General features: G+C 68.5%; 25 protein-coding genes and 4 pseudogenes. 11 read left to right on the forward strand and 18 right to left on the reverse strand.

The window, feature by feature from the left end; translation table 11 throughout:
- Window positions 1–235 precede the first annotated feature (235 nt).
- Together AB0I77_RS46675 and AB0I77_RS46680 are read right to left on the reverse strand one after the other, a co-directional pair.
- Window positions 236–742 carry a hypothetical protein gene (locus tag AB0I77_RS46675; protein ID WP_363289034.1) on the reverse strand — a complete coding sequence of 169 codons (507 nt, stop codon included), beginning with the start codon at window positions 740–742 and terminating at the stop codon, window positions 236–238.
- A 113-nt stretch (window positions 743–855) separates the two neighbouring features.
- Entirely contained in the window at window positions 856–1,095 is a 240-nt protein-coding gene (locus AB0I77_RS46680; RefSeq protein ID WP_363289035.1) for a type II toxin-antitoxin system HicA family toxin, read from the reverse strand.
- Window positions 1,096–1,449: 354 nt separating this feature from the next.
- On the opposite strand from AB0I77_RS46680, the pseudogene AB0I77_RS46685 reads away from it, so the two are divergent.
- A pseudogene (locus AB0I77_RS46685) lies at window positions 1,450–1,688 on the forward strand (ATP-binding protein); the annotation flags it as partial.
- A gap of 329 nt (window positions 1,689–2,017) precedes the next feature.
- Here AB0I77_RS46685 and AB0I77_RS46690 read toward each other — a convergent pair.
- The 3 genes from AB0I77_RS46690 to AB0I77_RS46700 form a co-directional block, all read right to left on the reverse strand.
- Window positions 2,018–2,371, reverse strand: a complete 354-nt coding sequence (locus AB0I77_RS46690) for a DUF6247 family protein (RefSeq protein ID WP_363289036.1) — start codon at window positions 2,369–2,371, stop codon at window positions 2,018–2,020.
- A 148-nt stretch (window positions 2,372–2,519) separates the two neighbouring features.
- Window positions 2,520–2,741, reverse strand: a complete 222-nt coding sequence (locus AB0I77_RS46695) for a DUF397 domain-containing protein (protein WP_363289038.1) — start codon at window positions 2,739–2,741, stop codon at window positions 2,520–2,522.
- Window positions 2,738–3,571: a helix-turn-helix transcriptional regulator gene (locus AB0I77_RS46700; RefSeq protein WP_363289039.1), complete on the reverse strand. Its 834-nt coding sequence runs from the start codon at window positions 3,569–3,571 to the stop codon at window positions 2,738–2,740. The genes AB0I77_RS46695 and AB0I77_RS46700 overlap by 4 nt, the downstream gene beginning before the upstream one ends.
- 126 nt (window positions 3,572–3,697) lie before the next feature.
- Here AB0I77_RS46700 and AB0I77_RS46705 point away from each other — a divergent pair, with 126 nt between their 5' ends.
- Complete coding sequence (locus AB0I77_RS46705; RefSeq protein WP_363289040.1) at window positions 3,698–3,970, forward strand: hypothetical protein; 273 nt, start codon at window positions 3,698–3,700, stop codon at window positions 3,968–3,970.
- Complete coding sequence (locus tag AB0I77_RS46710; protein ID WP_363289041.1) at window positions 3,967–4,260, forward strand: hypothetical protein; 294 nt, start codon at window positions 3,967–3,969, stop codon at window positions 4,258–4,260. Before AB0I77_RS46705 ends, AB0I77_RS46710 begins: the two co-directional genes overlap by 4 nt.
- Window positions 4,261–4,281: 21 nt before the next feature.
- Here the strand turns inward: AB0I77_RS46710 and AB0I77_RS46715 are convergent, their stop codons facing one another.
- The 4 genes from AB0I77_RS46715 to AB0I77_RS46730 form a co-directional block, all read right to left on the reverse strand.
- The gene (locus tag AB0I77_RS46715; protein ID WP_363289042.1) at window positions 4,282–5,283 is read right to left on the reverse strand and encodes a hypothetical protein; all 1,002 of its coding nucleotides are present in this window, start codon (window positions 5,281–5,283) and stop codon (window positions 4,282–4,284) included.
- Window positions 5,284–5,314: 31 nt separating this feature from the next.
- Entirely contained in the window at window positions 5,315–5,839 is a 525-nt protein-coding gene (locus tag AB0I77_RS46720) for a SigE family RNA polymerase sigma factor (RefSeq protein WP_363289044.1), read from the reverse strand.
- Window positions 5,840–5,940: 101 nt separating this feature from the next.
- Window positions 5,941–7,062: a glycoside hydrolase family 76 protein gene (locus tag AB0I77_RS46725; RefSeq protein WP_363289045.1), complete on the reverse strand. Its 1,122-nt coding sequence runs from the start codon at window positions 7,060–7,062 to the stop codon at window positions 5,941–5,943.
- A gap of 81 nt (window positions 7,063–7,143) precedes the next feature.
- Complete coding sequence (locus AB0I77_RS46730) at window positions 7,144–7,947, reverse strand: DeoR/GlpR family DNA-binding transcription regulator (protein WP_363289046.1); 804 nt, start codon at window positions 7,945–7,947, stop codon at window positions 7,144–7,146.
- Between the two features lie 158 nt (window positions 7,948–8,105).
- Here AB0I77_RS46730 and AB0I77_RS46735 point away from each other — a divergent pair, with 158 nt between their 5' ends.
- The 5 genes from AB0I77_RS46735 (at window position 8,106) to AB0I77_RS46755 (ending at window position 14,759) form a co-directional block, all read left to right on the forward strand.
- Window positions 8,106–9,044 carry an aminoglycoside phosphotransferase family protein gene (locus AB0I77_RS46735; protein WP_363289047.1) on the forward strand — a complete coding sequence of 313 codons (939 nt, stop codon included), beginning with the start codon at window positions 8,106–8,108 and terminating at the stop codon, window positions 9,042–9,044.
- A 179-nt stretch (window positions 9,045–9,223) separates the two neighbouring features.
- The gene (locus AB0I77_RS46740; protein ID WP_363289048.1) at window positions 9,224–10,072 is read left to right on the forward strand and encodes a hypothetical protein; all 849 of its coding nucleotides are present in this window, start codon (window positions 9,224–9,226) and stop codon (window positions 10,070–10,072) included.
- A 112-nt stretch (window positions 10,073–10,184) separates the two neighbouring features.
- A complete protein-coding gene (locus AB0I77_RS46745) occupies window positions 10,185–12,269 on the forward strand; it encodes a pectinesterase family protein (protein WP_363289049.1) in 2,085 nt (694 codons plus the stop codon).
- Window positions 12,270–12,394: 125 nt separating this feature from the next.
- Window positions 12,395–14,188: an Imm49 family immunity protein gene (locus AB0I77_RS46750; protein WP_363289050.1), complete on the forward strand. Its 1,794-nt coding sequence runs from the start codon at window positions 12,395–12,397 to the stop codon at window positions 14,186–14,188.
- A 34-nt stretch (window positions 14,189–14,222) separates the two neighbouring features.
- A complete protein-coding gene (locus tag AB0I77_RS46755) occupies window positions 14,223–14,759 on the forward strand; it encodes a hypothetical protein (RefSeq protein ID WP_363289051.1) in 537 nt (178 codons plus the stop codon).
- Between the two features lie 28 nt (window positions 14,760–14,787).
- On the opposite strand, the pseudogene AB0I77_RS46760 reads toward AB0I77_RS46755, so the two are convergent.
- The 3 genes and pseudogenes from AB0I77_RS46760 to AB0I77_RS46770 form a co-directional block, all read right to left on the reverse strand.
- Window positions 14,788–15,168: pseudogene (locus tag AB0I77_RS46760) on the reverse strand (FAD-dependent monooxygenase); the annotation flags it as partial.
- 91 nt (window positions 15,169–15,259) lie between these two features.
- Entirely contained in the window at window positions 15,260–15,616 is a 357-nt protein-coding gene (locus tag AB0I77_RS46765; protein ID WP_363289052.1) for an MmcQ/YjbR family DNA-binding protein, read from the reverse strand.
- Window positions 15,613–16,008 (reverse strand): MmcQ/YjbR family DNA-binding protein, encoded by a 396-nt coding sequence (locus AB0I77_RS46770; protein ID WP_363289053.1) that lies wholly within the window; start codon window positions 16,006–16,008, stop codon window positions 15,613–15,615. The genes AB0I77_RS46765 and AB0I77_RS46770 overlap by 4 nt, the downstream gene beginning before the upstream one ends.
- Window positions 16,009–16,241: 233 nt before the next feature.
- Between AB0I77_RS46770 and AB0I77_RS46775 the strand changes: the two genes are divergently transcribed.
- Window positions 16,242–17,087: an AraC family transcriptional regulator gene (locus AB0I77_RS46775; RefSeq protein ID WP_363289054.1), complete on the forward strand. Its 846-nt coding sequence runs from the start codon at window positions 16,242–16,244 to the stop codon at window positions 17,085–17,087.
- 25 nt (window positions 17,088–17,112) lie between these two features.
- Here the strand turns inward: AB0I77_RS46775 and AB0I77_RS46780 are convergent, their stop codons facing one another.
- On the reverse strand, window positions 17,113–17,334 hold the full coding sequence (locus AB0I77_RS46780) for a cyclophilin-like fold protein (protein ID WP_363289115.1): 222 nt from the start codon (window positions 17,332–17,334) through the stop codon (window positions 17,113–17,115).
- A 20-nt stretch (window positions 17,335–17,354) separates the two neighbouring features.
- Here AB0I77_RS46780 and AB0I77_RS46785 point away from each other — a divergent pair.
- Window positions 17,355–17,492 (forward strand): annotated as a pseudogene (locus AB0I77_RS46785) (AraC family transcriptional regulator); the annotation flags it as partial.
- A gap of 73 nt (window positions 17,493–17,565) precedes the next feature.
- Here AB0I77_RS46785 and AB0I77_RS46790 read toward each other — a convergent pair.
- Window positions 17,566–18,543 carry an aldo/keto reductase gene (locus tag AB0I77_RS46790; RefSeq protein WP_363289055.1) on the reverse strand — a complete coding sequence of 326 codons (978 nt, stop codon included), beginning with the start codon at window positions 18,541–18,543 and terminating at the stop codon, window positions 17,566–17,568.
- Between the two features lie 97 nt (window positions 18,544–18,640).
- On the opposite strand from AB0I77_RS46790, the gene AB0I77_RS46795 reads away from it, so the two are divergent.
- Window positions 18,641–19,234, forward strand: a complete 594-nt coding sequence (locus tag AB0I77_RS46795) for a TetR family transcriptional regulator (protein ID WP_363289056.1) — start codon at window positions 18,641–18,643, stop codon at window positions 19,232–19,234.
- A gap of 137 nt (window positions 19,235–19,371) precedes the next feature.
- On the opposite strand, the gene AB0I77_RS46800 is transcribed toward AB0I77_RS46795, so the two are convergent.
- From AB0I77_RS46800 to AB0I77_RS46815, 4 genes and pseudogenes are all read right to left on the reverse strand, one after another.
- On the reverse strand, window positions 19,372–20,394 hold the full coding sequence (locus AB0I77_RS46800; RefSeq protein WP_363289057.1) for a zinc-binding dehydrogenase: 1,023 nt from the start codon (window positions 20,392–20,394) through the stop codon (window positions 19,372–19,374).
- A gap of 51 nt (window positions 20,395–20,445) precedes the next feature.
- Window positions 20,446–21,876, reverse strand: a complete 1,431-nt coding sequence (locus AB0I77_RS46805; protein ID WP_363289058.1) for a carboxylesterase family protein — start codon at window positions 21,874–21,876, stop codon at window positions 20,446–20,448.
- 195 nt (window positions 21,877–22,071) lie between these two features.
- Window positions 22,072–22,415, reverse strand: a pseudogene (locus tag AB0I77_RS46810) (FAD-dependent monooxygenase); the annotation flags it as partial.
- Window positions 22,416–22,484: 69 nt separating this feature from the next.
- Window positions 22,485–23,297: an SDR family oxidoreductase gene (locus AB0I77_RS46815; protein ID WP_363289059.1), complete on the reverse strand. Its 813-nt coding sequence runs from the start codon at window positions 23,295–23,297 to the stop codon at window positions 22,485–22,487.
- Window positions 23,298–23,304 lie beyond the last annotated feature (7 nt).

Raw genomic sequence — 23,304 nt, forward strand, 5'->3', positions numbered from 1 at the left:
AACGCTCGGCTGGGAAACCCCAGCCGAGCGCCTGCATAAACTACTCACGGCCTGATCAAACCGACCACGTGTTGCGACGACCCCTAGAAACCGCCAATGGACCGGGCCCTTCATGGCGTTCCGTCTCAGTCGACTTCTCCCTGCAGGATCTAGAGGGCTACCGGTTTCCACTCGGCCGTTAGGGGGCGACTCCGCGGAGGCAGGACGCGACTGAGTGAACTGATCATTGCTCAAGCTACGCATCGGCGTCGATAGTTTGGTGAACCGGAGTCACGATACGCGTTTCTTGAATGATTTCACTCAAGCGCGTGTCCTTATCGTAGCCTCGCGTGCCAGCTGTGTAGATATCGCTTGCCCCACTGTAAGCTTCTCCGTGAGCAAACGGAAGGGTCATTAGCATTTCTTCGCCAACGGTGACGGCGGCGTAAAAAGCGTCATCCGGTTCAGAAAGCTGCTCGCTAAGCCAGCCCAATGTGTCTGATGGGACTGAGCATACGTAAACAACTTCCCCAACGGCGTTAGGTACTCCCTGAATCAGCGATTTCGCCTGTCGAGAGTCGCGAATCGTTCTACCTAGCCGCTCGTAAACAATCTGTCGATCCGCGGCGTGCGCATCCTGGGCGAGGCGCGTTACCAGTTCTCCATCGGAGATATCGTAATGCCGCTCGTGATGCTCCACGACTTGGAATGGGCCTTCTTGGCCCAAGTGGAATGCAATTGCATCTTGGAGTTCAGAGTGCATTGCGGAGAGGGTTTTCCGCCCGTACATGAAGCCCGGAAGCTGGGGAGACGTGGCGTAAAGACCGTCGTCTGTCTGGCGAAGCATGATGTGGATCAACCAGGGTGTCAGGGGTGTCACTTCGCTCCCACCGCCTTCAGCGCCTCGCTCTGGGTCAGACCAACCTGCTTCACCAGGATGTCTCGCACCACGCCGGGCGGCAAGCTAACTCGATCATGGAAAGCAAAAGTGAGCGGCGGCATACCGTCAGCCTCAAGCCGGCGATGCGAGCTCGACTGTCGTGTCACTACGTACCCGAGCGCAGTCAGAACCCTGAGCATGGCCATTGCCTTCAGGGACGGGAAGGGGTTGGGCATGGATCACCTATCACTAGCGGAACATCGCCAGCTCACCCCCCGTGTGGTGGCCAGCCACAACCGTACTACGCGAGGATTGCTGCCCGCCTGTGTTTTCAGAGCGTGGCAGCACTTCGTGGGAACCTAGCCCTCCGGCTCTGCACTCCACGAACCCTGCCAGAGGGCTAGCGGGCCCGCCCACACGAGACTGTCTGCGGCCACCTCCGGCCAGGATCTTGAACCGCTGATGCGCGGTGACGAGGAATGCCCAGGTCAAGAGCCTAGTCGGTCGCCAAGCGCGGCCGGTCTTGAAAGCCGTTCCCCGTCTCCAGGCGGTACAGATAGCTCTTGTCGTACGCCGTCTGCTCGGCGCAGCTGACCGTCCGCGACCACGGGCCCGGCATCTCCGCCGACGAACTCCCCCACGTCTTCGACCGCTTCTGGCGCTCTCCGAGCGCCCGCGCGATGCCCGGCTCGGGCCTCGACCGATCATCGTGGCCCGCACGCTCCAGCAGGCCGGCGGCGAGGTCAGCCTGGCCCACGCGCAGGGCGGCGGCACGATGGTGACCGTACGACTGCTGGGGGCGCCTACTCCTCCGTCAGGGGCGGTGTAAGAGGCTCAGCTTCTTGCCAGAAGACCTCTTCGACCACGATCTGGGGATCTTCGGTTCGGCGGACGAAGGAGTACTTCAGCCAGCCGTTTCCGTTGTCGAACGAACAGATGTGGCGGCCCTTCGGATCAGTGGACCGGCCAGGCATGACCCTCATGTCCTCGGGAAGTCCGGCATCAGCATCGATGCCATGGAAATACAGGTCTTTCGCCGTGACCAGTTCGGCGCGCGCTGCGAGGACGATCTCACGAACATGGTCGGGCAGTGCCTCGAAGGTGTCGAGCGCGTCGATCGCCAGTCCGCCTGTCAGGGCGGCCCCATGAACCCATCAGTCACTCGCCGGGCTCCAGTTCTCGGACCCGGTAGTGAATCTTCGACGCCTCTTCGAGGAGGGCTTTGGCTTCCTCGATGTCAGTGCACTCGTAGGCGGCTCGGTGCTCAAGATCGCGAACATGCGCGTCCAGCTTGGGGTCGCGGGCGAGGGCGTACTCACCCCACCAGAGGGCCATGAACGCCGGCACCGGACCGAGGTCGTAGGCATCGGCGATCGCCCACTTCCAGTGCTCGTCAAAATCCGGGAGCAGTGCGGGAGTGTGCTCGGCGATGGCCTCGCGCAGGGCCTTCGGGGTCCGCTCGGGCATGGGAGGGACGACGACCGACTCGGATTCCGTAGCGTGAGCAGCCATGACCGATGTCCTCCTTCGACGCGCTGTGTCTACGCCCATAACCGCCTCGTACTTTCCACATCAGTCGTTCGGGTTCCGGCCGTCCATTCGGCCGGAAGATCAACCATGAGGGAGGCGCGTCCTCGCAGGTCAGGCCTTTTGACCTGCGTCACCTGAACGTGTGCAGGCCTGCCTCATCCTTGACCCCGTCCACGAACACAGACCATGACGCCGCTGAGAAGAGCAGCGGGCGGACCGCCGGGACCTTGCTGTCGCGGACGGGGATCAGGTCGGCGTAGCCGTTGGCGACCTCGACGCAGTTCGTGCCGCCCCCGTCGCTGTAGGACGACTTGCGCCACACAGCGGTGCTGAGGTCGAGGGGTCGGTTCATGATCTGCACTCCTCCAGAAGGCGTTTGATGAACGCCGTCGACTCCACCGGAGTCAGAGCCGCGTCCCTGACCAGATCGTAGGACAAGCGAAAGGACAAAACCTTGTCCGGATCATCGATCAGTTCGCCGAAGCCGTTGCCTTCCACGTAGGCAACGGGGTCGCCGACTCGCTGCCAGAGCAGCCACAGGTGGCTGTCCATGAGGTCGTGCACTCCGGCCGCGTAGGGCAGCACCTGAAGCGCGACATTCGGAAGTTCCGCCGCGTCCAGCAGGTGCGACAGCTGGTCCGCCCACACCTTCGCGTCGGGGACCGGGCGCCGCAGCGCTCCCTCGTCCAGGATCACGCGAACGCTCGGTGCCGGATCGCGGTACAGCAGTTCCTGCCGTCCCATGCGCAAGGCCACCTGTTCTTCGACTTCCTCGCCGTTGCCTGCCGTTGTCTGGGCTCCGGACAACCCTGACAACACCGCACGGGCGTAGTCCTCGGTCTGCAAGAGGCCCGGCACGCGCAGCTGGAACATCCACATGACCCGAGCCGTCGCCTCCAGCTCCATGAACGCCTTGTACTTGTCCTTGATGACCTCCTTGCGCGCGTCCCGCCACAGGCGGACCAGCAGGTCACCGGAGCCGTGATATCTGTCCAGGTCCTCCATGACCGCACGCTTCGAGAGCCGTTCACCCGTCTCCAGGCGGTACAGATAGCTCTTGTCGTACGCCGTCTCCTCGGACAGCTGCCCCAGCGACTTGCCGGCCTTCTCCCGCAGGAACCTCAGCGTTCGCCCGAGAGCCACGCGCTTCGATTCCCCTTCTCCGACCGGGTGTTCGGACATGTCACCCCTCCTCGTTGCCTGGCGCCCAGACAACGCCAGCCCTCTTCCGCAGCGTACGTGCAAGCAGTGACGATCAAGGCACGAACGGTAATCACCGCTCGTCAAAGCCACAGAGGGAGCGCTGACGTGAGGGAACACATCGCCGGATTCTGCGAGTTGCTGCTGCTGGCCATCGTGCGGGCACTGCTGCCCGCCCAGGGCCGGCACCGAGCTGCCCGGGCCCAACATCGGGCCGGAGATCCGCCGTTGGCTCTCGCCCCCGATTCGCCACGATCCGGCCGCCCTCTCGACGTATCGGCCTTCGAGCGCGACACCCCGCTCGTACGCCCGTACCTCCTCACCCCGGAAGAACGCCGCGAGCACAAGCTCCGCATCCGCGGAATGGAGGTCCCCGCGTGATCACCCCGGATGAATCACCGACTACCGGCAAGCTCCGTCTCCTGCCCTGGACGACCCCCGAAGGCAAACCGTGTTACCTCAGCGCCGACGACCCGCACAGCAGACTCTCCCTGCTGGCCGACGACGTCGAAGCGGCTCAACTGGAGTCCGGGGAACAGGTGCTCGCGGGGGCCAGAGCCGTGCTCGGTGATCCCAAGGCAGGTGAGCGGGCCGTGCGGTTCGCGCTCACCAGGGCGGCCGAGTCTCTGGAGGAGGTACTCCGGGTCGCGGTCAGTCGAGGCCGGTGGTGACGGGGCTGGCGGGGCTGGCGGTCAGGAGATGTTCTTCGCTCCGTCGTTCACCGAAGGGTCCACCCACGCCTGCCAGTTCGGGCTCTCGGCGATGTCGGTGAGCTGTGGCAAGGTCAGGGGTGGGGTGCTGATGTCCGCCGGGCCTCGCTTGCTGTCCGTCCCGTTGGACGTGACTACGACGATCCTGGTGCCGTCCTTGCGTAGGAGGTCGGCCGTGCGGCGGGTCAGTGTGCCGGACCTCTCCTCGTAGCTGATCAGTACCGAGCCGTCGTCCAGGTTCTGCGCCTTGCAGGAGGTCAGGGTGACGCCGGCTTCCGCTCGGTCCGCGCAGGAGTAGAAGGTCTGGAGCTCCGCCTTCGTCGCGGGGCGCAGCTTCTTTTCCGACCCGGAGGCCTCCTTCGCCGCCGCGGACTTGTCCGGTGCCGTCTGTCCGGTCTTGTCCTGCCCCGACCCTCCCTCCTCCTTGCTCAGTGCGTCGAACGCCGTTAGCTGGAAGCTGCCCTGGAGGCTGATCGTCGTCTCCGCCTGGCCTCCCTCGGCGGCGACGAGTAGTCGTCCACCGGCGCTCGCCGAATCCGCGCCCTCCTTGCTCTCCCACCAGTCGTAGCCGCTTGTCGTGGGCTTTCCGGGCAGTAGATCCCGGAGTGTTGCGACCGTTGCCTTCCCCGTGACCGCTACCTTGCCCGGCGGTGCGGATGCCTGGGCTGCCGTCAGGGAAAAGTCCGGGATGGTCACGGTGGTGTCGGCGGCTGCCTGGTGCACCGTAGCGCTGCCCGCATCGCCCGGCAGCATCCCCGCTACGAACGCCCCGCCCGCCAGGCCTGTCGCAACGGTGAGCGCGGTCGCGGTCCATAGGGTCCGCCTTCGCCTCTTCAGTCGTCGGCCTCGTGCTAGTCCCCCGCTCACCAGATCCGTTGCCGGGGTGGGCAGTTCGGCGGCGTACGCGTCCAGCATGTGTTCCAGTCGGGGGCCGAACTCCAGCTCGTCCCGCTCCATCTGATCCATCTGATCCATCTGATCCATGAAACTTTCAGTCCTTCCCCATTGGTCTCGGTCAACGACCCGCGAGAACGTCGTGCTCGTCGCCCAGCGACGTACGGAGAGTCGACAGCGCCCGCATGCTCCGGATGCGTACGTTCCCGGCGCTCAGGCCGAGTTCCGTCGCGGTCTGGGTGACGCTTCTGTCCTCCCAGTAGCGCAGCACCACCACGGCCCGGTCCTGCGGCGACAGCGACGCCAGTGCCTGGGTCAGCGCCAGGCGCAGGGCCGGGTCGTGCGTGGTGGCGGCGGTCGGCTGTTCGGGCAGTTCGCCTACGGGCTTCTCGTACGTCGTCCGATGCAGCCGGACGTGCGAGAGATACGTGCGCATCAGGATCGTGCGCACGTACGCGTGCGGGCTGTCGGCCTTGCGGACCCGGCCCCAGGAGACGAACGCCTTGCCCAGGGTGGTCTGCACCAGGTCCTCCGCGAGGTGCCAGTCGCCGCAGACCAGCAGGGCGGCGCGGAAGAGGCGGGGGCTCACGTCCCGCATGAACGCCTCGATCTCCGCCGACCGTTGTGACGATCTGGCCATGGCCATGTGAGTAACCCTCCCTGTAACGCGTCTGCGCTCACATGGCCTTGACGCCTCACGCCTCCCTTTCTGTTACATCACCTACATCACCACGGGAACGTCGCGTGTCAGAGAACGGCCGTCAGCAAGGACACCGCCGACGACTGGCTCCCGATGCTTGCCTGGTCGAACGGGCCGGACCAGCTCAGGCCGTACTGGTGCGCGCTGTTGCGGGCGTTGGCGTACGCGTAGGAGGCCTGGGTGCGCAGGTAGTTCCGGTAGGGGTGTCCGGTGAGGACGCTGTCGAGTTCGCCGAGGTCGCGGGCGAAGATGCCCTTGAAGGCAGCCTGGTCGGCGTTGCAGGTGCCCGTCGGCTCGCAGGGCTCGGTGAGGATGCCGTGCTGGGTGAGGGACGGACTGGCGATCACCGCGTCGGCGATGTCGCGGGCGTCGGCGAGCAGGCTCTTGTCGCCGGTGGCCTTGTACAGCTCGGTGAGTCCGCCCAGGATCACGCCCTGGTTGTAGGTCCAGGTGGTGCCCCCGTTGTTGGCGCAGCCGCCGCCCTGGGTGTTGAGGCCGTCGTTGACGAGGTGATCGCCGTTGATCATCCCGCTGCCCTTGAACCACCGCCACGCTTCGAGGGCGTGGGCCAGGTAGACCTTGTCGCCGGGAATCCGGTTGTGCAGCGACGCGGCGAGTTTGATGTACAGCTCGATACTGATCGCGTTCTTGTAGCTCTTGGCCGGGATGTCCCACCAGATGCCACCGCCGCAGGTGTCGTCCCAGTAGTCGCGCATGTAGGCCTCGTCCAGCTCGGCGATGTCGAGGTACCTCTTGTCGCGGGTGAGGTCGTACACGCGGGTCATGGCCAGCGCCCACCAGCCGGTGTCGTCGGTGGAATCGGCCCTGAACTCGCCTCCGCCCTCCGGCCACCACTCCAAGGGCGCCCGCTGGATCGCGATGGTGTTCTTGACCTGCGGCATGTACCTGCGCGAGCCGGTCTTCGCCATGTAGTCCAGCAGCGCCTGGAGGGCGTTGCCCGACTGCCACCACGGTGACTCGGGCTGCCAACGGCCGGTCTCGGCGTCGTAGAAGCCCATCATCGCGTCCACGGCCGCGGTGGCCCTGATACGAGCGGTGGCGGGAGCTGAAGGGGAGGGGGCGGCCTGGGACGGTACGGCGGTCGCCAGCAGGGACACCACGACACCGCAGGCGGTGACGCCCACGAGGGTCCATATCCTTCCAGGCATTCTTCGAGGCATTCTTCGAGGCCAACTGCGCCATCTGTGCATGTCCGGAACTCCTTGAGTAGAGCGGGCCGCAACTGCTCCTTAGGCCTGGATCACCGTTCCGCCGGCCTGGTGGCAGATGTCCAGCGTCTGAGGGTCGGCGCCGGCGGTGGTGACCAGGACGTCGACGTCGGAGAGGGAGCACAGGCGCAGGCTGCCGGTGCCGGGGAACTTGGTCGCGGCGGCCACCAGCGCCACGCGGTCGGCGGCCTCGATCATCGCCTGCTTGATGGGCGTCTCTACGGCCATGTCGTCGACGACGTGGCCCGAGGCGCGCACCCCCGTGCAGCTCAGGAACACCAAGTCGGCGCTGATCTGCCGCAGGGCCGTCTCGGTGAGGGAGCCGACCATGGACTGGTAGTTGCGGCGCAGCACGCCGCCGAGCATGACGAGCCGTACGGTGTCGTCGTCGCGCAGTTCGTCCAGTACGGCCACATTGCTGGTGATCACGGTGACCGGGCGGCCCCGCAGCCGACGGGCGATCAACGGGGTGCTGGTGCCGATGTCCAGCACGACCACGCTGTCGTCCGCGACGAGTTCGGCGGCACGCGCGGCCATCGCCTCCTTCATCGCCATGTCATGCGATGCCGCGACATCGAACGGCTCTTCGCCCACGGCTTTCTCGGCGGTGGCCGCGGTGCTCGCGCGCAGTGAGCTCGCCCGCAGGGACAGGGCGGCGCCGCCGTAGGTGCGGATGAGTTCGCCGTCGCGGTCCAGCAGGGTCAGGTCGCGGCGGATCGTCGACTCGCTCACCTGGAGTCGGTCCGCCAGCTCGCGTACGGACGCCACGCCTCCCGCCACCCGGAGTGACTTCACGATCCGCGCACGCCGCTTGCTCGATGTCACGCGCAGAAAGTAGCAGCGGCTGACCGACTTCAGCCATATGGAGGCAGAGTCGGGCAGACTCATGACCGATGTTTGTCATAATCCTGGTCGGCTTGCGCACAGTTGAGCACCTCGCGCACTCCCTCCCCGCCTCGGTGTCGCTCCCGTAAGGTGCCCGCATGATCGCGGTACCGGAGAACTTCGTACGGAGCACCGTCGAGCGTGAGGGTGCGGCTGGAGCGGCCTGGATCGCCGAACTCCCGGCGCTGGTCGGGGAGTTGCTGGACCGGTGGCAGTGTGTGCCGGACGGCGAGGTCGTGCACGGTGGTGTCGGGGTGATCGTCCCGGTGCTGCGCCGGGGCGCAGAGCCCGCCGTACCAGCTGTTTTGAAGGTGTCGTTTCCGCATCCCGGCAACGTCCATGAACCGGACGCGTTCGCGGTGTGGGGCGGGCGGGGTGCCGTCCTGCTGTACGAGCGGGACGACGAGCGGTTCGCGATGCTGCTGGAGCGGGCCCGGACGCAGACCCTGGGGGAGATCGGGGCGGGCGACGAGGACGGCATCATGACCGTCGCGGGGCGGCTCAACCGGCGGCTGGCCGTCCCCGCGCCGCCCGAGTTGCCCCGGCTGCGGGAGCGCGTCGACGAGTGGGAGCGTCAACTGCGCTCGGACGACGAGGAGTTGACGCACACCCTGCCGCGGCGCGTACTGGACGCCGCCGTCGCGACCGTCCGCGAGCTGGGCCCCGGCCGGCCGGACACCCTCGTGCACGGCGACCTCCATGCCCGCAACATCCTGCGCGCCGACCGTGAACCCTGGCTGGCCGTCGATCCGAAGGGTTACGCCGGGGACCCCGCCTACGACGGCGGCACCCTGCTCAAGTCACGCTTCGTGGCCCTCCTCGAGGCGGCCGACCTGTCCAAGGCGGTCCACCGGGCTCTGGACGTCTTCGCCGAGGCCGCGGAACTCGACCGTGAACGCGTCCGGCGCTGGGCCCAGTTCCACGCGGTCGAGACCGCGTTCCACGGGCGCCGGCACGGGTTCGGGGTCGCCCGGGGCGGGCTGCGACGGGAGTCGCTCGTCCAATTCGCGGACGAGCTCGCGGAGTTACTCACGTAGGCAGGCCGCAATCAGGCAAAGACCGACAGGCTCACCCACCTTCCTGTCAATGTCCTGTCATCCCTCACGCACTTCCGACCCTACCCGTGAGTTCTCTGCAATCTTCCTGGCTGTCAGACAGGTGCCCGAGCATCTGCGCGCACAGCACACAGGAATGTGAGCCTCCCCCCATGCGACGCATGCGCATATCGACCCTCAAGAAGAGCGCCCTGATCGCGGCCTCCACCGCCCTCGCCCTGACCGGCCTGCTGGCCGGCACGGGTTCCGCGCAGGCGGCCGGCAGCGGGCCGGGCGGCGCGACGAACATCCGGGGCACGGACCCCGGCGACACCGACCTGATGATCGAGCGGCTCTGCGAGCAGGAAGGGAGCCTGACGGGCGTCTACGGCGCCCTCAACGTCGACACCGGCGAGTTCAAGACCCGGGACGAGTACCTGGAGGACGTCTTCGGTCTGTGGGAGCCTGCCGGGCCGTGGGAGCTCTTCCGCGGCTGGTGCGGTTACGCGGAGTCCTCGACCTGGTCCATCAAGGGCGAGCCGGAGCGGACCTCGCCGTGGATCGGCAACCGGGGTTCGAAGGACGACAAGGAGACCTTCGTCAGCGGCTACAGCACCAAGACGTTCGCCAGGAAGAGCGTCGGCGCCTCGATCAGCCTCTCCATCGCGAAGAGCATCTTCTCGGGCACCGTGGGCGGCACCGCCGGCTACGAGTGGGGCTGGGAGAAGACCTCGTCCTTCGAGCGCCGCAGCGAGAAGACGATCCCGCCGTGCACCCAGGTCGCCGTGACCTGGACGCCGTACCAGCGGGTGGTGCGCGTGAACCCGGTCTTCTACGTCGAGGACTACGAATGGAACAAGGGCGACGGCCGTAAGACGGTGCACAGCTGGCGCGACCGCGGGTACAACACGATTTACTCGTACGGCTATTACATCGACGGCACCTCCGACAAGCTTCTCCCCAACGGCCAGCCCGACGGCCGTGAGGACAAGGTGGAGGAGAAGCTGGATCCGAAGACCTGCGCCCAGTAAACGACGAGTAGACGAGTGGACGAGTAATCGGGAGCGCGGCAACCTTTCCCTCCCCAGCTCCGACAAGCAAGTGACCTGATCCCCCCGTCACTTGACTTGATCGGAAGCAGTCGTGACTGAAACCCGCAGCAAGCCTCGTCACCGCAGAAGGAAGACCGTGCTGGCGGTCGGCGTCCCCCTGGCGCTGACCGCTGCCGGCACGATGGCCTACGGCACGGACTTAGGCGTCTTAGGCGTCTTCGGCGAGGACACTCAGCGAACGGCCTCCGCGGCCACCGCGGCCACCGCAGCCGCGCCCGCCTGGGCAGCCGACACCGCCGACGGCTTCGCCTCCGTCAACTCCCTCGGCCAGAACGGCACGTACGGCGGCCGGGACGGCAAGACGGTCACCGTGAAGACGCTCGCCGACCTGGAGAAGTACGCGACGGCCGCCGAGCCGTACGTCATCGTCGTCGCCGCGACCATCAAGATGGACCCGGTCGGCAAAGAGATCAAGGTCAAGTCCGACAAGACCATCGTCGGGGCCGGCACCTCCGGGCAGATCGTCGGCGGCGGCTTCTTCCTCGGCACCGGCGTCCACAACGTGATCATCCGGAACCTGACGATCCGGGACGCGTACCAGGGCGTCTGGAACGACAAGGACCACGACTTCGACGCGATCCAGATGGACGGCGCCCACCACGTCTGGATCGACCACAACGACCTGCGGAACATGGCCGACGGGCTCATCGACGTCCGCAAGGACAGCACGAACGTCACCGTGTCCTGGAACAAGCTGAGCCACGACAACAAGGCCTTCGGCATCGGCTGGACCGAGAACGTCGTCACCGACATCACGATCCACCACAACTGGATCCAGGAAACCGAGCAGCGCAACCCCTCGACGGACAACGCCGCCCACGCGCACCTCTACAACAACTTCCTGGAGGACCTGGCGGGGACCGACATCAAGTCGTCCTACGGCAACTACTCGCGCGGCGCGACCAAGATGGTCCTGGAGAACTCCTACTTCCAGGGCATGAACAACCCCGTCACCAAGGACAGCACCGCGGCGATCGTCCAGAAGGGCAACACCTTCGTCTCCACCACCGGGCGCAACGAGAGCGGCGGTACGGCCTTCGACCCGAAGTCGTACTACTCCTACACGCTCGACAAGACGGCGGACGTGCCCAAGCTTCTCAAGTCGGGGGTGGGGCCGCGCAACTCGATCGGTACGACGGCAACGACCACCGCTGCCGCTGCCACCACCCTCACCGTCGCCAAGGACGGCAGCGGGCAGTACTCGACCGTGCAGGCCGCGGTGAACGCCGTGCCGGCGAACAACCCCTCGCGGGTGGTGATCGCGGTGAAGCCGGGAACGTACCGCGAGCTGGTGAAAGTCCCCTCCAACAAGCCGCACGTCACGATCCAGGGCACGGGCGCCAGCCGTAACGACACAGTGATCGTCTACAACAACGCGAGCGGCACACCCAAGCCCGGCGGCGGCACGTACGGCACCTCCGGCAGCGCCAGCGTCGCCGTCGAGGCCGACGACTTCCAGGCCCGGAACCTGACCATCACCAACGACTTCGACGAGGCCGCGAACCAGTCCCTCTCCGGCCACCAGGCCGTCGCCCTGCGCACGGCCGCCGACAAGGTCGTCCTGGACTCGGTCATCGTCAACGGCGACCAGGACACGCTCCTGCTGGACACGGCCGCCAAGGACAAGCTCGGCCGCGTGTACGTCTCGAACTCCTACGTCACCGGCAATGTCGACTTCATCTTCGGCCGGGCGACGGCGGTCATCGACAAGTCGGTCATCACCCTGAAGAAGCGCTGGAACGGCACCTCGGCGGGCTACATCACCGCCCCCAGCACGGCCGCCAACCGCAAGGGCATCCTGATCGCCAACTCCACGGTGAACGGCAACGTCTCATCCGGCACCTTCTACCTGGGCCGCCCCTGGCACGCCGGCGGTGACGCCTCCCTCGACCCGCAGACCACGGTCCGCAACACCAGCCTCAGCGCCGCGATCAAGTCCACCCCGTGGACGGACATGAGCGGCTTCTCCTGGAAGGAAGACCGCTTCGCCGAGTACAAGAACACCGGCGCGGGCTCGGGATCGGCAAGCTCCGACCGGCCGCAGCTGACCGACGCCCAGGCCTCCGGCCAGGAGGTCGCGGACTGGCTCGGGGACTGGACACCGGCCGCTTCCTGACGTCCGGTTCCCGTCCCGTTACCGTCTTCCCCGGCCCCGGCCCCGATCGAAGCGACCTTCGATCTAGGCTGGGGCCGGATCATGGAAACGGCCGGAGCCACAGGGAACAACGCGGGAGCGCAACAGTGCGAATAGAGCGGCACCGGGTCGGCGAGTCGGCGGTTTCCGCGGTGCGTGAGGACTTCGTCAACCGGATCGGCTCACAGGTGCGGTCGATGTCGAAGGCCGGGCCGGTGACGACGTACGAATGGTGGACGCTGGCCGAGGAGTTCGTCGCGTACCTGGGCGCGCTCTCCGTCGAGACGCCCGACCTCCACACCCCGGAGGCGAAAGCGGTGCTGCTGGACGCCGCCGAGGCCGCCGCCGGAGCCGTGGCCTACGCGGCGTACTACCCGCACCACCACTTCCAGGTGTTCCTCACCTACGTGAACTGGGGCATGTCGTACGACCCCGGGGTCGAGTCGGAGGGCGGTCCCGAGTCGATCAGCGCCGGCCAGTGGCTCGACGCCTTCTGTCTGGCCGTCCTCGCCGACAAGGCCGAATGGCACGGCGAGGCCTTCCACTTCGCCCGCGAGCGGCCCCAGAAGGGCCGGTCCGGACGCCCCGACGCCGAGCTGATCAACGGCTTCCTGGCGTACGTCATCGGCGACACCGGAGACGACGGCGCGAACTACCCGCCGTCCCGCGAGGAGAAGCTCGCCGCGATCGACAAGGCGCTGGCCCGGATCCAGGCTCTGGACGCGCAGCTCGTCGCCGAGATGCCCGAAGACCTGACCGCCCGAGACCTGACCGCCCTGCCGCACGCCACCGCGCTGCACGCCCTGCGGGCCCTGACCGCCGGCGACCAGGAGGCGTTCGGCAGGGCGGTGGTGCGGCTGCTGCTCCCGTACTCCGCCCTCCCCGGCCCGAGTGCCTCGCCGAGCACCCTGCTGCCGCTCCTCCCCCTCGCCCTGACGGCCCTCGCCCACCGCCGCGAGGGCTGGCCGCCGCCCGTCGACACGGACTACCTCCCGCGCGCGCTGGTCACCGGTTTCGAGGCCGCGCCGCCCCGGGTGGGGGCGTACGGCCGTGACCGGCGGGCCGACGCGGGCGCCGAACTGAGCGCCGGTGTGGTCGAGTTCGAGCGTCCTGTGGATCCGCAGCCGCTGACCCTGGAGAGCGCGGCCCAGTTCGAGCGGTACACCAGGGAGGCCTTCACGCCGGTGGCCGGGGAGCGGCTCGCCGTCTGGCATCTGGCGCACGCGATGACCGACCAGGAGATCCTCTTCAAGACCCGCGCCTCGCACTCCGCCGACGCCACCGACCTCCAGCTCGGAAACCTGCGGCTCGCCGCGGAGTTGGGCGCCGCGCTCTTCCGTACGACGCTCGCCGAACCCGGCTCCGACGTCGAGGTGACGATCGACGGTACGACGGTGACGTATCCCGGGGGCCTCGACGAGGACGCCGGGCCCGACGCCTGGCACAAGGCCGTCGACTTCGCCCTGATCACGGGCCGCCGCGAGGACCTGGCACCGCTGGTCCTCGCCGGTCCGGCGCGCGCCCGCAAGGACGGGTCCCTCTTCGCCTCGTACCGCGAGGCCGTGCACGACTACCTGCGCGGCCAGGACCCGGAACCGGCCACCGAGCGCGCGCTGCGGGACTGGGAGAAGGCGAAGGACCAGACCTTCCTCCCGCCCCCGGCGGTGCTCTTCTCCCAACTGGTCGAAGGCGACGAGGAAAGCTTCAACCTGGCCCTCCTCGACGCCCTCGAAGCCCACCGCGACCATCACCGGGTCGCCGACCGCGCCACGGACTGCGACGCCGCGATCAACCTGGACATCCTGGCCCTGACCTGCCATGCCCGCCGCCGGGGCTGGAACATCGGGGTGACGTCGCCGTATCTGCCGGCGGGGATCCTTGCGGCGGCGGAGCCGTTCTGAGGAGCCGCGCCTACGCTGGAGGTGAGGGGGAGTTATGTTGCAGAAGCCGCGCCAGAGGATCGCCCTGTGGGTCTCTCTGGCCTTCGTGTTCCTGGCAGGCGCCGTGTCCCTCCTCGTGGTGGCGACACAGCAGGAGGAGAGCGGAAACGCCGACGCCCCGCAGTCGACGACCAGTTGGTACACCACGCAGCCGCCGACCGCGTCGAGTCCGCGGGGTCAGGGAACCGACACGGGCGGCTCCGGCGGAGGATCGGGCGGCTCCGGCGGAGGATCGGGCGGCTCCGGCGGAGGCACGACGGATGAACCGACGGAAGAACCGACGGGAGAACCGACCGGCCCGACCGGGGAATCGGCCGCGTCCCCGCCCCCGGATCCGGTCGTGACCCAGACGGTCATCGCCATCCCGGGGGGAGGCGGCGGCGACGGGGGCGTCCTGATCGCGTCCATCGGCTCCCTGTTGAGCGGCGTGGCCGCGGTCGGCACCCTGGCGCACGCCGTTCATCTGAGCCGCCAGAACCGAAGAGCCACGACGGGCGAGGACCCGGCTGCGGCTCCGGCGTCTTCGCCGTGAACCGGGGAATCCCTCTCGTGGCGGCCGCTCACGACGGCGCCTGCTCGTCAAGGACGTCGGCCGCCCACACGGTCGCCTGCGGCAGGAAGCGGTGCTCGGCCGCGTAGCCGCCATGCGGGCGTTCCGCGCCCGGGCCTCGGGGCCGTCGGGCAGGTGGAACTCCTCGCCCGCCCGGGCCGCACCGGACTGAGCGTTCGTGGCGGTCGCCAGCCGTCGGCATACGTACCGGTCGAGCGCGTCGGGTACCTCGGCCGGGGTCGCCCCCGCGAGGACGTCGCCGAGCACGGCCGCGTCCAGGATCGCCTGCGCCGCACCCTGGGCCTGGAACGGCCATCGCGTGGGCGCTGTCGCCCAGCAGGGTCACCCGCCCGGCGTTCCACCGCGCGAGCGGGGCACGCGTACAGAGGCCTCGCCCGGGGATACGACAAGACCTCCCTGGCCCAGATCGCCAGGGAGGCCCGCGTCTCCACCGGCACCCGCCGGCGTCGCGCCCGACACACTCAAGGAGCTGGTCGCGGCAGCCGCTCGACGACCAGGTCGTAGGAATCCTCGACCGCGTCGGTGACCAGTCGCTCGGTGATGCCGGGTCCCGGCCCAAGCGAGATCCAGTGCCGTTTGTCGAGATAGCGGCCCGGTGTGATCGAGGCGTAGCCGCGTACGTGAGCGCGGGCGTGTTCGGGTTCGCACTTGACCGTGATGATCTGTTCGTCCGGGTCGTCGGTGACGATCAGGAACACTTTCCCCGCGACCTTGTACACGTCGAGTCCGGGAGTGAAGGGGTATCCGTGGCTGACGTCGGGGAGGGCCAGGGCCGCCTGGCGGGCGGTGTCCTGGAGCCGGTCGCCGGCCGCGCTCACCGGGCCGCCCGCGTGCCGGTGCCGTAGGTGTGCGGGTCGACGGGCCGCTCGGCCTCGGGCAGATGGGCGACCACGAGCCGGTAGGAGTCGGTGACGAGTTCCTCGACCAGCTTCTTGTCCACGCCTTCCCCGCTCTCCAGGGTGATCCAGTGCTTCTTGTTCATGTGGTAGCCGGGGGTGATGTGGCTGTACTGCTGCCGCAGGGCGTGGGCCTCGCCGGGGTCCGCCTTGAGGATCACGACGGGCCGCCCGGGGACCTCGGTCATCAGCATGAACACCTTGCCGCGCACCTTGAAGACCTCCCAGTCCGGGCCGAAGGGATGCTCCAGCCGGGCTCCGGGCAGTTCCTCCGCGCGGTCGGCGGCGGTCTCGTGCAGGGTCGATGCGTTCATGGGCGGTGAGCCTTCTCAGGTGGTGACGGACTGTGGCAGCAAAGGACGCGGAGGGCGCGCCGGGCGCGGTGGCACATTCCATCCTTCCGTCGAAGCCGACCGGAGGGGCGGTAGACTGCAGACACGTGATGGTCGACAAGCGACACCCCCACCCGAGCGGAACCGCAGCCGGACTGGCCCCGGTTCCGCTGTACGGTTTCCAGCCCCCGGTCGGTACTCCCTACGGCCTTGAGGTGAGTACCGTCGAGGACTTCTTCGCCCAGCACGACGACTGGCCGTGGAACCCGCCCCGTCCGGGCCGGGCCACCTTCCACTACCTGATCCTGGTCACCGAGGGTGAGCTGCTGCATGACGTCGACTACGTCACGCGGACCGTCGTCCCCGGCCAGTGGCTGTGGGTGCGTCCGGGGCATGCGCAGTGCTGGCATCCGCCCGGCACGTCCCGCGGCCCGTTCATCCTCTTCGAACCGGACGTGCTGCGGCCCGACCTCGCCCGTCTCCTGGCCCCGCTCACCGCGCACGAGGCCCCTGCCGTGCTCAGCCCGCACCCCGACGACACCGCCTGGCTCCAGCAGACGGCACTCCAGCTCCTGGACGAACACCGCGCACTGGGGCGCCGCCCCCTCGACATCCACCACGCCCTGCGGCGCAGCCTGCTCGAATCGCTGCTACTGCGCCTGGCCAACTCCCCGGGCATCGCCCCCATCGGCACGGCCACGGCCGGCACCGGCCGCGCCGACAGGTACGGACGCTTCCTGGACGCCCTGGAGCTGCACTTTCGCGAGCTGCACCAAGCCGCGGACTACGCCGAGCTGCTCGGCTGCTCGGTCCGCACCCTCAGCCGCGCCGCCCGGGACGCCACCGGCAAGGGGGTACGTGAACTCATCGACGAGCGGCGCCTCCTGGAAGCCCGCCGCCTGCTGAGAGGCGCCCAATGGGATGCCCGGACGGTGGCTGACCACCTCGGCTTCACCGACCCCGCGAACTTCGGCCGCTTCTTCCGCGACCGCACCGGCCTCACCCCGGCCGCCTTCGCTTCCGGCAAGGCCACGACCGTCCCCCCTCCTCTCCCTGGTTGACGATCTCGGTGGTTCCGGCTGGGTCTCAGTCGACGGCCTCGATGGTGACGTCGACCGTGCCGTCGTACTTCTTGAGAGCATCGGCCCCCGAGTCGATTTCGCCGAGGATGACGATGCCGGGGCCGGGGATGGACTGGCCGTCGTGGTCATAGAAGATCGCGATGTCGGGACCGGGTGACCAGTAGACGATGTTGCCGATCTCGTAGCTGAACTGCGACGCGTCTCCCGCGGCGAGAGACCGGGACAGGTGACGCCTCCTCGAAGCCCGGCGCCCGGTGGGACGCCCGGACGGCGGCCGTTCACCTCGGCTTCACCGACCCCGCGAACTTCGGCCGCTTCTTCCGCGACCGCACCGGCCTCACCCCGGCCGCCTTCGCGGCACGCGACACCACGACCGATCCGTGAGCAGAGCGCGGCGGCCTGCGGCCACTGACCGTACGGGACTGCCGATCGATTCGGAGGTCCACTCGGGCTGGGGTCAGACCCAGTTGGGGATGTGTTCTTCGGCATAGCGGGCGCCGAATCCGCCGGTCGGGAGGATCTCGTGGATCGCGGCGAGATCGGCCTTGGTGAGGGTGACGTCGGCCGCGTGGGCGTTTTCCTCCATGCGGGCGGCGCTGCGGGTGCCCGGGATCGGGACGATGTGCTCGCCCTGGGCGAGCAGCCAGGCCAGGGCGAGCTGGGAGACGGTGATGCCCTTGGCCGTGGCCAGCCGGCCGAGTCGCTCGACGGCTTCGACGTTCTTCTCGAAGTTGCCGGGCTGCCAGCGCGGGTTGGTGTTGCGGAAGTCGGTGGCGTCGTACTGTCCCGCGGGCTTCGCGGTACCGGTGATGAAGCCGCGGCCGAGGGGCGAATAGGGGACGAAGCCGATGCCGAGCTCCTGGAGGACGGGGAAGAGCTGCTCGACGTCGCGCTCGAACAGCGAGTACTCGGTCTGCAGGACCGAGACCGGCTGCACGGCGTGCGCCTTGCGGATGGTCTGCGGGCCGGCCTCGCTGAGGCCGAAGTACTTGACCTTGCCCGCGTCGATCAGCTCCTTGACGGTGCCCGCGACATCCTCGATCGGCACGTCCGGGTCGACGCGGTGCTGGTAGAGGACATCGATCTGGTCGACGCCGAGGTAGCGCAGGCTGTTGTCGGCGACGGTGCGGATGTTGTCCGGGCGGCTGTTGAGGCCCAGGCCCTGCTCGGTCTGCGCGAAGCCGAACTTGGTGGCCAGTACGACCTCGTCGCGGAAGTCGCTCACCGCCTTGCCGAGCAGGACTTCGTTGTTGCTCGTGCCCCAGCCGTAGAGCTCGGCGGTGTCGAAGAAGGTGACGCCCAGGTCGTGGGCGCGGCGGATGGCGGCGACCCCCTCCTGCTCGTCACCAGGGCCGTAGCCCATGGTCAGGCCCATCGAGCCGTAGCCGATCGCCGAGACGGTCAGGCCCTGGGTGCCGAGTGTCCTTTGGTGCATGCGGATCTCCTTGTATCAAACCAAACAGTTCGGTTTTAGCCTACGCCGACCGCCGCCCAGCGGCAAACCAAACGGTTTGGTCGGGTAGCGTGGCAGCATGAGTGCCTCAACCCGCGCAGACTCGGTCCACGACCGCATCGTGAGTGCCGCCAAGGCCGAGTTCTCCCAGCACGGGATCGCCGGGGCGCGGATCGACCGCATCGCCAAGGCCGCCAGGACCAGCAAGGAACGCGTCTACGCCTACTTCTCCAGCAAGGTGGCCCTCTACCGCTTCGTCTCCGCCCAGGAGCTCGCGGCCGTGACCGAAGCGACCCGCATGGACCCCACCGACCTGCCCGGTTACGCCGGCCGCCTCCATGACTACTTCACCGACCACCCCGACCGCTTCCGGCTCATGAGCTGGGGGCAACTGGAACTCCACGCCGGCGACTCCCTCCCCTACGACTCCTTCCGGGAATCAGTGGCCCGCAAGGTCGAGCAACTCCGCGAGGCCCAGGAAGCCGGCCGGCTGGACGCCCACTGGGACCCGGTCGACATCCTGGTCTTCGTCCACCAGCTCGCCACCGCCTGGGCTGCACAGCCTGACCTGCCGCCCCCGTCCGGCGAGGGTCGCGCCACGTTCCTGGCGGCGCGCCGAGCTGCCATCATCACGGCCGTGGAGCTCCTGTTTCCCGCGACTACGAAGAACTGACCGCGCCCCGAGCCCTCGAAGTGGCGCCTCGCTCAGCGATGCCCGGGAGGCTCGGGCGAGTGACCGGGCACTGTCGCAAGGTGCGAGCAGATCGAGTCGATGTGTGCGGTGACCTTGTCGCGTCCCGCGATCAGTTCTCAGTCGTCCAGGACGACGACGTGTTTGCCCGGCGTGGTGCCGGACTCGACGCCGGCCTGGGCGTCACGGATCTGCTCCAGGCCGTGGTAGACGTTCGCGACCGGGACTTTGAGGCGCCCTTCGGTGATGGCCTGGAGCTGGCCGGCGAAGACGTCGGCCGGCAGATCGGCGGCCTGACCGCCGTAGGAGGTCAGCCGCACCCCGCCCGGGATCATGAACGGGGTGAAATCGGGGATCGTCCACTGGCCCGCCAGGGCTCCGGTGAAGCAGACCGTGCCGTGCCGGCGGACGGCGTTGAGGGTGTCGGCGAGGACCGAGCAGCCCACCAGCTCCAGTGCGGCGTCGACACCGTCCGGCACCAGCTCACTCACCCGGTCGGCGATGGTCCCGTTGTCGATGAGGGGATGGTCGACACCCGCGGCCCGCAGTTCCCCGGCCCTCTCCGGGCTGCGGGTGGTGGACAGCACGGTGGCTCCGAGGTCCTTCGCGATCGTGGCCGCGCTCAGCCCGACCGTGGAGGTGCCGCCGCGGATCAACAGCGTCTGCCCGGCCTTGAGGTCCAGGCCGGTGGTCAGCGATCCGTAGGCGGTCTGGAACATCTCCGGCAGCGCACCGACGACCTCCCACGGCAGGCCGGTCTCGAACGGGATGACCTGCCCTGCGGGGACGGTCACGTACTGGGCGTACGCGCCGTCGTACGAGCGGCCCATGCCGCCCATCATGGTGGCCACCTGTTGTCCCGGCCGCAGCCGGCTGTCCTCGTCGGTCTCATCGACCACGCCGACGCCCTCGATGCCGGGCACACGCGGGTAGGTGACCTCCGCGTCCGACTCGCCCTTGCGGGTGGTGACCTCGGACTCGTTGACGCCGAACGCCTTCACCCTGATCCGCACCCAGCCGGGCTTGCGGACGGGCACCGGCACATCCTTGATCTCCAGTGCGTCGAGGCCGCCGGGCCGGGTGACGACGACGGCCCGCATCGTCGCCGGTACCGCGCCGGCGGCTGCTGTCGGTCGGCTCATGCCGAGCTCCTTCTTCTGTTCGCGCCCGTGGTGCGCTGGTCCGTATCGCCGTCAGGGGCGGTCGATGCCCTCCCACAGGTCGAGCGCCGCCTGGTAGTGGGCGCCGGCCTCGAAGGGAGGGCTGCCGACGCTTGCGGAGGTGGGCCGGTCCGTGACGGCGGGCCACAGGCGGGTCTGCTCGCCGGTGACGAAGTCGAGGACGATGTCGCGGATACGCGTGTCACGCTCTGCCTGCTCGGGGCTGCGGCCCGGCTTTTCCTGGCCGACCAGGGCGTACATCTCGGTGCCGTGCACGGCGGGCGCGCCCTCGGCGGGCCCGATCATCAGCAGATGAGCGGTGCCGCCCGCGGCAGCGTGCGCCAGGGCGCCGCGAGCGGCGGGGAGCGCGAAGAGGTAGTCCGCCATGAGCGCGGCGCGAACCTCGGCCGGGGTGCGGCCGTCCTGGCCATGGGAATTGACGATCTTCTTGGCGCGGGAGCGGGGAATGCGCCACCGGGCGACCTCGTCGACGATGCGGTCGACGGTGTGCGGGTCGAACCGGTCGAGGTCGTTCGCCACCCACCAGCCCATGTCGTCGCTGGCCATGCTCAGCAGCACGTCGACATTGCGGTGCGCGCCCGAGGCCAGGACGTCCATGGGATGGGCGTGCACCACCGCGCCGGGTTGCCCGAGGTCCAGGACGACGCCGGTGGCCTGGTTGTCCATCCCGCCCCGGACTCCGAGATCCGTCGGGGCGACCTTGCTCAGGGCGTCCCTCAGGGAGGTCGCGTCGAGGTCGAGCAGCTTCTCCGGGTTGCCCGCGACGCCGAGTTCGGTGACGAACCGCTCCGCGAGCTCCTCGGCCCACCAGACCGGGATGCTGCGGGCGGGCCCGCCGGAGAACCCGGCCAGGCGCCGGTACAGGCCGTCGGCGGAGGAGGCCCCGAGCAGCCCGAAGGTTGCATAGGCGCCGGCGCTGTGGCCGTAGACGGTGACGTTGTCGGGATCGCCGCCGAAGTGGGCGATGTTCCGCTGGATCCAGGTGAGCGCGGCGATGACGTCCTGGAGGAAGAGGTTGCTGGCCTCAGCCAGGGCGCCGCCGTACTGGGAGAGGGAGAGCGCGCCCAGCGCGCCGAGCCGGTAGTTGATCGACACCCCCACCACGCGCCCCGACGCGGCGAGACCGGCGGCGTTCGAGGTGAACTGCGTGTTCGCGCCGTACTCGAATCCGCCGCCATGGATGTACACGGCCACCGGAAGCGCCTTGCCGGCCGGCTGCTCAGGGGCCCACACGTTCAGGTTCAGGCAGTCCTCGCCCATCCCGCTGTCCGCTTCGAGCCAGTCGCCGCTGTCGGGCTGGACAGCGACGACGCCCTTGCGGTCGTAGGGGTGGTCCGGAGCGAAATCGGCGACCACGGGGCGGTGGTACCGCTCGGCGGTGGCGTACGGGATTCCCCACCAGGACCGCACCCCTGGTGCAGTCGGAGCCTTGGGCGCGGTCATGGCGTGTCCTTCCAGCGCGGTTCGGGTGTTTCGCGCGGCGTGTCGGCGGCTGGTTGCGAGCGGTGACGTCTCCCATCGTTTCCTGCGATCCGACAAACCGACCGGCGAGTGGCGGTCACCTGGTGGTCATCAGGTGACACTTCGGCAACAAGATCCCGGTGCAGGCCGTGAACTTCTCCTACTGGCCGACGGGGACGGCACCGCGGCGGCCAGGGCCTCGTGCAGATCGGCGCGGTGGAGTAGCAGGTAGGGCGCCCCGAACGCGTCCTCGGCCTCCCGGCCCAGCGTGTAGCGGCAGATCTCGGCGCCGTCGGACCAGGTCCGGAAGCTCACGTGGGAGGGGTGGACGGCCTGTGCGGCGACCGCGTCGAGCAGGTCCAGCCGGCGCAGCACTCGGGTCGCGTCGGGCGCGAGCTGGATCCCGGCACCGACCTCGGTGAACCGCGGCGCCTGCTCGACGAGCGTGACCTCGCAGCCGGCCCGGCGCAGGCTCAGCGTCGCGGTCCCCCGATACCCGCTCCCACGACGATCGCCCTCATGCCACGGCCTCACCTCGACGGACTCACGCGCACGAACCGCGTACCGCACAGATACGGCGTATCACCGTTTTACCAGGGCACGGTTCCCTGGTCGTCGGTGAAGGTGCCGGTGGGTCCGTCGGCGGGGATGGTGGCCATCCGGACGGCGGCCACGGCGCCCTGGGCGGGGGTGCGGTGGCCGGCGTGGTGGTTCAGGTCGGTGGCGCAGAAGCCGGGGCAGACGGCGTTGACCAGGATGCCGTCGGGGCGCAGATCCCTGGCGTACTGGAGGGTCAGAGCCGTCAGTGCGGACTTGGACGGGCTGTAGCCGGCGGAGAGTGGGGGCTGGTCGTCGGCCCAGGCTTCCTGGTCGGCCATGACGGACAGGGAGCCGCCGCGGCTGGAGACGTTGACTATGCGCGGGGCGCTCGAGCGGCGCAGCAGCGGCAGCAGGGCGCTGGTGACGGCGATGACGCCGAAGAAGTTGGTGTCGAAGATATGGCGGACGACGCCGAGGTCGGCGGAGCGGGGGCGCTGGCCGGTCATGTCGCTCCCCGGGGGAAGGGCGACAGCCGCGTTGTTGACCAGGGCGTCGAGCCTGCCGTATCGGGACTTGACGGCTTCGGCGGCGGCGGCCACGGAGGCGGGGTCGGTCACGTCGAGCACGACGGAGATGGCGTCGGCGCCGGTGGCACGCAGTTCCGCGGCGGCCTTCTCACCGAGCTCGGCGCTGCGGGCACCGATCACGACGGTGTGCCCGAGGGCGGCGAGCTGGGCGGCGATCTCACGGCCGATGCCCTTGTTGGCGCCGGTGACCATCGTGACCATGGTTTCAGAGACCACGGATTCAGTGACCACGGATTCAGTGACCACGGTTTCGCTGGTGATCTTGGTGTCATTCATGACTCCA

Origin of the sequence: Streptomyces sp. NPDC050619, assembly GCF_040654815.1 — a bacterium.
GTDB lineage: Bacteria > Actinomycetota > Actinomycetes > Streptomycetales > Streptomycetaceae > Streptomyces.

What these genes read in the sequence shown, in the direction of transcription:
- AB0I77_RS46675 (WP_363289034.1), bottom strand. Translation starts at nt 742, where the DNA reads ATGCACTCTGAACTCCAAGATGCAATTGCATTCCACTTGGGCCAAGAA.
- AB0I77_RS46805 (WP_363289058.1), bottom strand. Translation starts at nt 21,876, where the DNA reads ATGACCGCGCCCAAGGCTCCGACTGCACCAGGGGTGCGGTCCTGGTGG.
- AB0I77_RS46815 (WP_363289059.1), bottom strand. Translation starts at nt 23,297, where the DNA reads ATGAATGACACCAAGATCACCAGCGAAACCGTGGTCACTGAATCCGTG.
- AB0I77_RS46755 (WP_363289051.1), top strand. Translation starts at nt 14,223, where the DNA reads ATGTTGCAGAAGCCGCGCCAGAGGATCGCCCTGTGGGTCTCTCTGGCC.
- AB0I77_RS46680 (WP_363289035.1), bottom strand. Translation starts at nt 1,095, where the DNA reads ATGCCCAACCCCTTCCCGTCCCTGAAGGCAATGGCCATGCTCAGGGTT.
- AB0I77_RS46770 (WP_363289053.1), bottom strand. Translation starts at nt 16,008, where the DNA reads ATGAACGCATCGACCCTGCACGAGACCGCCGCCGACCGCGCGGAGGAA.
- AB0I77_RS46740 (WP_363289048.1), top strand. Translation starts at nt 9,224, where the DNA reads ATGCGCATATCGACCCTCAAGAAGAGCGCCCTGATCGCGGCCTCCACC.
- AB0I77_RS46715 (WP_363289042.1), bottom strand. Translation starts at nt 5,283, where the DNA reads ATGGATCAGATGGATCAGATGGATCAGATGGAGCGGGACGAGCTGGAG.
- AB0I77_RS46795 (WP_363289056.1), top strand. Translation starts at nt 18,641, where the DNA reads ATGAGTGCCTCAACCCGCGCAGACTCGGTCCACGACCGCATCGTGAGT.
- AB0I77_RS46725 (WP_363289045.1), bottom strand. Translation starts at nt 7,062, where the DNA reads ATGCCTGGAAGGATATGGACCCTCGTGGGCGTCACCGCCTGCGGTGTC.
- AB0I77_RS46720 (WP_363289044.1), bottom strand. Translation starts at nt 5,839, where the DNA reads ATGGCCATGGCCAGATCGTCACAACGGTCGGCGGAGATCGAGGCGTTC.
- AB0I77_RS46735 (WP_363289047.1), top strand. Translation starts at nt 8,106, where the DNA reads ATGATCGCGGTACCGGAGAACTTCGTACGGAGCACCGTCGAGCGTGAG.
- AB0I77_RS46700 (WP_363289039.1), bottom strand. Translation starts at nt 3,571, where the DNA reads ATGTCCGAACACCCGGTCGGAGAAGGGGAATCGAAGCGCGTGGCTCTC.
- AB0I77_RS46800 (WP_363289057.1), bottom strand. Translation starts at nt 20,394, where the DNA reads ATGAGCCGACCGACAGCAGCCGCCGGCGCGGTACCGGCGACGATGCGG.
- AB0I77_RS46790 (WP_363289055.1), bottom strand. Translation starts at nt 18,543, where the DNA reads ATGCACCAAAGGACACTCGGCACCCAGGGCCTGACCGTCTCGGCGATC.
- AB0I77_RS46690 (WP_363289036.1), bottom strand. Translation starts at nt 2,371, where the DNA reads ATGGCTGCTCACGCTACGGAATCCGAGTCGGTCGTCGTCCCTCCCATG.
- AB0I77_RS46695 (WP_363289038.1), bottom strand. Translation starts at nt 2,741, where the DNA reads ATGAACCGACCCCTCGACCTCAGCACCGCTGTGTGGCGCAAGTCGTCC.